This window comes from Pseudomonas sp. NPDC087614 (assembly GCF_044743485.1).
Classification (GTDB): domain Bacteria; phylum Pseudomonadota; class Gammaproteobacteria; order Pseudomonadales; family Pseudomonadaceae; genus Aquipseudomonas; species Aquipseudomonas baetica_A.
Genome location: NZ_JBIUWN010000131.1, coordinates 1 through 6,771, shown reverse-complemented (window position 1 = coordinate 6,771; position 6,771 = coordinate 1). Strand labels below are relative to the sequence as shown.

Sequence of the window (6,771 nt, the reverse complement as noted above, 5' to 3'; positions counted from 1 at the left end):
GCCTGTTGAGTTTTATGAGGTTTTTACTATGGCTGTTCGTCTGAATAACGACTTCCAGTTCATCGATGTCGGGCGCAAAGATCCGAAGAAGAAACTGTTGCGTCAACGCAAGAAAGAGTTCGTCGAGATCTACGAACCGTTCAAACCCCAGCAGTCGGCCGATCAGGCCCACCGCTGCCTGGGTTGCGGCAACCCGTATTGCGAATGGAAGTGCCCGGTGCACAACTTCATTCCCAACTGGCTCAAATTGGTGGCCGAAGGCAACATCCTTCAGGCCGCCGAGCTGTCGCACCAGACCAACACCCTGCCGGAAGTGTGCGGCCGGGTGTGCCCGCAGGATCGTCTGTGCGAGGGTGCCTGCACCCTCAACGACGGTTTTGGCGCGGTGACCATCGGTTCGGTCGAGAAGTACATCACCGACACCGCGTTCGCCATGGGCTGGCGCCCGGACATGTCCAAGGTCAAGCCGACCGGCAAGCGTGTCGCGATCATCGGCGCAGGCCCGGCAGGTCTGGGCTGTGCCGACGTGCTGGTACGCGGCGGTGTGACCCCGGTGGTGTTCGACAAGAACCCGGAAATCGGTGGTCTGCTGACCTTCGGTATCCCCGAGTTCAAGCTGGAAAAGACCGTGCTGAGCAATCGTCGCGAAGTCTTCACCGGCATGGGCATCGAGTTCCGCCTCAACACCGAGGTCGGCAAAGACGTGACCATGGAACAACTGCTCGCCGAATACGATGCCGTGTTCATGGGCATGGGCACCTACACCTACATGAAGGGCGGTTTTGCCGGTGAGGATCTGCCGGGCGTCTACGACGCGCTGGACTTCCTGATCGCCAACGTCAATCGCAACCTGGGCTTTGAAAAGTCGCCGGAAGATTTCGTCGACATGAAAGGCAAGAAGGTCGTGGTACTCGGCGGCGGCGACACGGCGATGGACTGCAACCGTACGTCGATTCGTCAGGGCGCCAAGTCGGTGACTTGCGCCTATCGTCGTGACGAAGCGAACATGCCCGGCTCGCGCAAAGAGGTGAAGAACGCCAAGGAAGAGGGCGTGAAATTCCTCTATAACCGCCAGCCGATCGCCATCGTCGGTGAAGACAAGGTCGAGGGCGTGAAGGTGGTCGAGACCCGTCTCGGCGAACCGGACGCCCGTGGCCGCCGCAGCCCGGAGCCGATCCCGGGCTCCGAAGAGATCATCCCGGCCGACGCCGTGGTCATCGCCTTCGGTTTCCGTCCGAGCCCGGCGCCGTGGTTCGAACAGTTCGAAATCCAGACGGACAGCCAGGGCCGCGTAGTTGCGCCCGAGCAAGGTCAGTACAAGCACCAGACCAGCAACCCGAAAATTTTCGCCGGTGGCGACATGGTGCGCGGTTCGGATCTGGTGGTGACGGCGATCTTCGAAGGCCGTAATGCCGCCGAAGGTATCCTCGATTACCTTGGTGTTTAACCAGACTTGAAATGCGATTAAATGTGGGCGCGGGCTTGCTCGCGAAAGCGGTCTGTCAGTCAACATCTCTGTTGAGTGTGCCGGCCTCTTCGCGAGCAAGCCCGCTCCCACAGTTGTTTCGTGGTGTTGCAAAAAGCCGGTTTCAACCGCGACAAATTGACCCGATAGACAAAAGGCTGACCTGCATCCGTGCCTTTTGCGTCGCGCTCTGAGAAAATGCCCGCACTTTTTTTCCGGATGCCGACATGACTGCCCTGAAGAACGACCGTTTCCTGCGCGCCCTGCTCAAGCAACCCGTTGACGTCACCCCGGTGTGGATGATGCGTCAGGCCGGTCGCTACCTGCCGGAATACCGCGCCAGCCGTGCCCACGCCGGTGACTTCATGAGCCTGTGCATGAATCCGGAATTCGCCTGCGAAGTCACGATGCAACCGCTCGACCGCTACCCGCAACTGGACGCGGCGATCCTGTTTTCCGACATCCTCACCATCCCCGATGCCATGGGCCAGGGCCTGTATTTCGAGACCGGTGAAGGCCCGCGCTTCAAGAAAGTCGTCAGCACCCTGGCCGACATCGAAGCCCTGCCGATCCCTGATCCGCACAAAGACCTTGGTTACGTGATGGATGCGGTCAGCACCATCCGTCGCGAGCTCAACGGTCGCGTTCCGCTGATCGGCTTCTCCGGCAGCCCTTGGACGCTGGCCACATACATGGTCGAAGGCGGCTCGTCGAAAGACTTCCGCAAGACCAAGGCGATGCTCTACGACAACCCGCAAGCCATGCACCTGCTGCTGGATAAACTCGCGCAGTCGGTGACCTCCTACCTCAACGGCCAGATCATGGCCGGTGCGCAAGCGGTGCAGATCTTCGATACCTGGGGCGGCAATCTGTCGGCGGCGGCGTATCAGGAGTTCTCGCTGGCCTACATGAAGAAAATCGTCAGCGGCCTGATCCGCGAGCACGACGGTCGCAAAGTGCCGGTGATCCTGTTCACCAAAAACGGCGGCCTGTGGCTGGAAAGCATCGCTGACGCTGGCGCCGACGCACTGGGTCTGGACTGGACCTGCGACATCGGTAACGCCCGCGCCCGTGTCGGCGACAAAGTCGCGCTGCAAGGCAACATGGACCCGACCGTGCTTTATGCAAAACCGCAAGCGATCCGCACCGAAGTCGGGCGCATTCTGGCCAGCTACGGCAAGGGCAGCGGCCACGTGTTCAACCTCGGCCACGGCATCACCCCTGAGGTCGATCCGGAGCACGCGGGCGCCTTCCTGCGCGCGGTGCACGAGTTGTCAGCGCAGTATCACGAGTGATCGACGCCCAGCTCTAAGTTCAGCAAAGCAAAACGCCCGGCAAATGCCGGGCGTTTTTGTTTCCACGATCTGGAGCCGAAAACAGACCAACTGTGGGAGAGGATTTTTGTCAGGCGTTGACGCCGCCCAACGGCGGCAACTTCGCCAGCTTCAACGCCACCAACAGCGCCACCAGCAACAGCGCGCCGATAAACAAACCAATCCCGTTCCACCCGCCCAAGTGCCAGAACACCCCGCCTGCCGTGCCGGCAATGCTTGATCCGGCGTAATAGCTAAACAGGTAAAGCGAAGACGCCTGTCCTTTGGCTCTGGTTGCCCGCCGCCCGATCCAGCTACTCGCCACCGAGTGCGCCCCAAAGAAGCCAAAGGTGAAGATCAGCATGCCGATGATGATCAGCGGCACAGGGGTGAACATCGTCAGCGCCAAACCTGCAAACATCAGCGCAATCGTCGCCCACAACACTTTGCGTCGGCCCAGTTTGTCCGCCAGTGAACCGATCTTCGCCGAGCTGTAGATACCCGACAGGTACACCACCGACAGCAAGCCGACAAACACCTGATCAAGATTGTACGGCGCCGCTAGCAGGCGATAACCGATGTAGTTGAACAGGGTGACAAACGCGCCCATCAGCAGGAACGCTTCAAGGAACAGCAACGGCAAACCGGCGTCGCGAAAGTGCATGGTGAAGCCGTCGAGCAGGCTGCGCGGGTGCAGCGAGCGCGAACGGAAGTTGCGCGACTCCGGCAGGATTTTCCAGAACACCGCCGCCGCAATCAGCGCCAGACCGCCAATCACCAGCATCGCCGTGTGCCAACTGACGAAGTCGATCAGCACCCCGGTGATCAACCGTCCGCTCATCCCGCCAATTGCGTTGCCGCCGATGTACAAACCCATGGCAAGGCCGATGTGCTGCGGATGAATTTCTTCACTCAGATAGGTCATCGCCACCGCCGCCAAGCCGCTCAACGACAAACCGATCAGCGCGCGCATGATCAGCACACCCTGCCAGCTCGGCATCATTGAACTGGCGATGGTGCACAACGCCGCCGCGAACAGCGCGGTGACCATCACCGGTTTACGCCCGACCCGATCGGAAATCGGCCCGGTAATCAGCAGGCCGATGGCGAGCATACCCGTGGACACTGACAGAATCAGGCTGCTCTGCGCCGCGTTGATCCCGTATTCGTGGGACAGCAGCGGCATCATCGGCTGTACGCAATACAGCAGGGCGAAGGTCGCGAAGCCGCCGCTGAACAGCGCGAGCACCGTGCGCATGAACATCGGCGTGCCTTTTTCGATGTAGATCTCTTGCAGCTCGGCGACGACATCGTCCGCAGCGGCGGGCGGGACTTCATGGGCAAGAGGGGCAGCGGCGGTTTTCACATCAGACCTCGAAGGGCACGGCCAGGCAGGCAATGAAAAAATCATATAGCTGGCTAATGTTTCTATCCAATATATTGTTCGACCTGTTTGATAGCTTTAACGACCTAATGGGGTTTCCATGGAACTGCGCCACTTGCGCTACTTCATTGCCGTCGCCGAAGAACTGCACTTCGGCCGTGCCGCACAGGCGTTGGGCATCTCCCAGCCGCCACTGAGCCAGCAGATTCAGGCGCTGGAGCAAGAGGTCGGCGCGCGACTTTTCGAGCGTACCAATCGTCGGGTCGAGCTGAGCGAGGCCGGCAGATTGTTTTTGGAGGAAGCGCGGCTGGTGTTGGCCCAGGTCGACAAAGCGGCGGACGTCGCCCGACGTGCGCAACTCGGTGAATTGGGCGAGTTGAAGATTGGTTTCACCTCGTCGGCGCCGTTCAACTCGACTATTCCGCAGGCGATCTTTTCCTTTCGCCAGCGTTTTCCGGCGGTGCACCTGAACCTGCGGGAGATGAGCAGTACCCAAGTGGCTGAGGCGCTGGTCGATGAGTCGATCGAGGTCGGCATCATGCGCCCGCTGGGGTTGCCGGATTCGTTGAGCGTAGTCGAGTTGATGCGCGAACCGCTGGTGGCGGTGCTCAGTGCCAAGCATCCGTTGGTCCAAGGCAGCGAGGAAGGCCTGTTCCTCTCGGCACTGGCGCTGGAACCCTTCGTGTTCTTCCCGCGCAGCTATGGCAGCGGCCTCTACGCACAACTGCTCAGCCTGGCCCGCGATGCCGGGTTCAGCCCACACTTCGCCCAAGAGGCCGGCGAGGCGATGACCATTATCGGACTGGTCGCGGCGGGGTTGGGCGTCTCGGTATTGCCTGCGTCCTACCAGCGGATGCGCATCGACGGCGTGGTCTACCGGCCACTGCTGGATCCTGAAGCGGTTTCAGCGGTGTGGCTGGTGCAGCGCAAGGATCAGAAATCGCCGATGGCCAAGGCGTTTGTCGACCTGCTCACGCGCAAGGTCGAGCCTTCAATTGGGTGATGGCTGCGGGCCTTTTCGCGAGCAAGCCCGCTCCCACAGTGGGCCGGGCTTGTTCGCGAAGGCCTACGCACCAGCGCCACCTGTTTTATGGCAACCGCACCAGATCCCCCTTCAACGCTACCCGCGTGACAAAAATCCCCGCCCGGCACTCGTAGGTATTCAAATCCTTGCGCACATGCTGGTCGTAATAGCTGACGATATTGACCACCGCATTCGCCCCGACCCGTTTGGCATCGGCCTGCAGCTTGATCAGATTCGACTGCAACACCCACTCGCAGGAATCGTGATCACTCTTGTTGAATCCGTTGGTCTTCAAATCACTGACTACTCCGCTGCGCAACAACTGCTGAGTCCCCTGCGGCCTATTGCCGAGCAGATAGAACTTCACGCTGCCATCCAGCCGTCCGGCGCGAATCGCGTCCGACAGCACGGTTTCGAAGGGCATGTACATCAGATTAGTGGCGTGGCTGGCGCTGGGCAGTAGCGCGAAAAGCGCAGCGGCGATCAGGGCTTTCACTTGCATGGTCATCTCCTTGACGGTGAAAGAGAACCGCGAGTGCTCGACAAATTGGACTCGCCATTCCGGCAGGCTGTTTGGGGCTACCTGCTTGAGCAAGTGTAGTTGGCTGGCAGGCAATGTTGTTTAGGCGTTCAAGGAAATACGAGCAGCCTTATGGAAAGGAGGCGCGCAGGTGAGCGCTACCAAAAAGCTAAAACAGTGTGGTGTAAAGCCGAAGCAGGAAGCGGGAGCGTCGCGATCTAATAAAGGAGAGCGATATGTTGTTAGTATGGGGTTAATGTTGTCACAGGTCAGGTATTCGCTCGGGTTTTACTTTGGTTAAGTTTGAGGCTGAATAATAACTTCTGCGAGGAATTCACGTCTGAAGTCACCGGTATTCCATTACAGAGATAAACCGGTGACTTTTTGCATGCGAGATCAGTAACCGGGCTCTTTATAGGCAGGAGGAGCTGCCTCAATAATTATCTTGCAATACATTGTTTTTCCTTTTAAAGTTTCTTTAACTTTGTTTTCGTATTTGCCACCCTCGTAGAAATTTATTTCATTGTGAAGGTTATCAACGAAATCATTGAGGGACATTGTGGTTGATGATCCCTCGGCAATTACGTTTATCGTCAGAAACGCACTAACTTCTTCAGTGTACTCAACTTTTTCGGTCCAGGTTTTTTCAGCGCTTTTAGCATCTTCGGTTGCAGCGGACATCATGTCTAAAAGTTTTTCTTCAAGTTCGTCTCTTGAGTTTATCCATTGATAGTCAGACATTGTTTGTTTCCTTTTGATAGTTGTTGGTTTTTAAATGCCACAAGTAAAAAAACGCCTTTTTGAAGGTTTTTTTTGCTTAATCAATTTATAAGGATTTACTTTTCGTGCCACCTGTCATAAGTGACAGGTTAATAGAGAGTTTTGGAATGGATGGTCCTAGGTTCAGAACTTTTTGTTCTACGTCAATTGGTTGTGAAATGGCTCCCGGTAAAACAAAAGGGCGCCAATTCAGACTGTGTGAAAACACACTGATGGTGGTTTCAAGCAAACGCCCCGACTTGTTCGGGGCGTTTGCTTTTGTGCGGACGGCAGACGAAAAAGGGC

General features: G+C 57.7%; 7 protein-coding genes. 3 read left to right on the top strand and 4 right to left on the bottom strand.

Annotated features, from left to right (window positions below; genetic code table 11):
- Nucleotides 1–28 precede the first annotated feature (28 nt).
- Nucleotides 29–1,447, top strand: coding sequence for an FAD-dependent oxidoreductase (locus ACIOWA_RS26885; RefSeq protein ID WP_401162805.1), 1,419 nt, complete (start codon nt 29–31; stop codon nt 1,445–1,447).
- 245 nt (nt 1,448–1,692) lie between these two features.
- A complete protein-coding gene (hemE, locus tag ACIOWA_RS26880; RefSeq protein WP_339432944.1) occupies nt 1,693–2,760 on the top strand; it encodes a uroporphyrinogen decarboxylase in 1,068 nt (355 codons plus the stop codon).
- Nucleotides 2,761–2,869: 109 nt separating this feature from the next.
- Here hemE and ACIOWA_RS26875 read toward each other — a convergent pair whose 3' ends face one another.
- A complete protein-coding gene (locus tag ACIOWA_RS26875) occupies nt 2,870–4,144 on the bottom strand; it encodes an MFS transporter (RefSeq protein ID WP_401162803.1) in 1,275 nt (424 codons plus the stop codon).
- A 118-nt stretch (nt 4,145–4,262) separates the two neighbouring features.
- Between ACIOWA_RS26875 and ACIOWA_RS26870 the strand changes: the two genes are divergently transcribed.
- Nucleotides 4,263–5,165: a LysR substrate-binding domain-containing protein gene (locus ACIOWA_RS26870; protein WP_339464018.1), complete on the top strand. Its 903-nt coding sequence runs from the start codon at nt 4,263–4,265 to the stop codon at nt 5,163–5,165.
- Between the two features lie 85 nt (nt 5,166–5,250).
- Here ACIOWA_RS26870 and ACIOWA_RS26865 read toward each other — a convergent pair whose 3' ends face one another.
- The 3 genes from ACIOWA_RS26865 to ACIOWA_RS26855 form a co-directional block, all read right to left on the bottom strand.
- Entirely contained in the window at nt 5,251–5,688 is a 438-nt protein-coding gene (locus ACIOWA_RS26865; RefSeq protein ID WP_401162801.1) for an excinuclease, read from the bottom strand.
- 414 nt (nt 5,689–6,102) lie between these two features.
- The gene (locus tag ACIOWA_RS26860) at nt 6,103–6,447 is read right to left on the bottom strand and encodes a hypothetical protein (protein ID WP_339538312.1); all 345 of its coding nucleotides are present in this window, start codon (nt 6,445–6,447) and stop codon (nt 6,103–6,105) included.
- A gap of 85 nt (nt 6,448–6,532) precedes the next feature.
- Nucleotides 6,533–6,771, bottom strand: a 239-nt coding sequence (locus ACIOWA_RS26855) for a hypothetical protein (protein WP_401162799.1), incomplete at its 5' end; no start/stop codon positions are given.

Bases quoted from the DNA above. Each gene is read 5' to 3' on its own strand.
- ACIOWA_RS26885 (WP_401162805.1), top strand. From the start codon at position 29: ATGGCTGTTCGTCTGAATAACGACTTCCAGTTCATCGATGTCGGGCGC.
- hemE (WP_339432944.1), top strand. From the start codon at position 1,693: ATGACTGCCCTGAAGAACGACCGTTTCCTGCGCGCCCTGCTCAAGCAA.
- ACIOWA_RS26870 (WP_339464018.1), top strand. From the start codon at position 4,263: ATGGAACTGCGCCACTTGCGCTACTTCATTGCCGTCGCCGAAGAACTG.
- ACIOWA_RS26865 (WP_401162801.1), bottom strand. From the start codon at position 5,688: ATGCAAGTGAAAGCCCTGATCGCCGCTGCGCTTTTCGCGCTACTGCCC.
- ACIOWA_RS26860 (WP_339538312.1), bottom strand. From the start codon at position 6,447: ATGTCTGACTATCAATGGATAAACTCAAGAGACGAACTTGAAGAAAAA.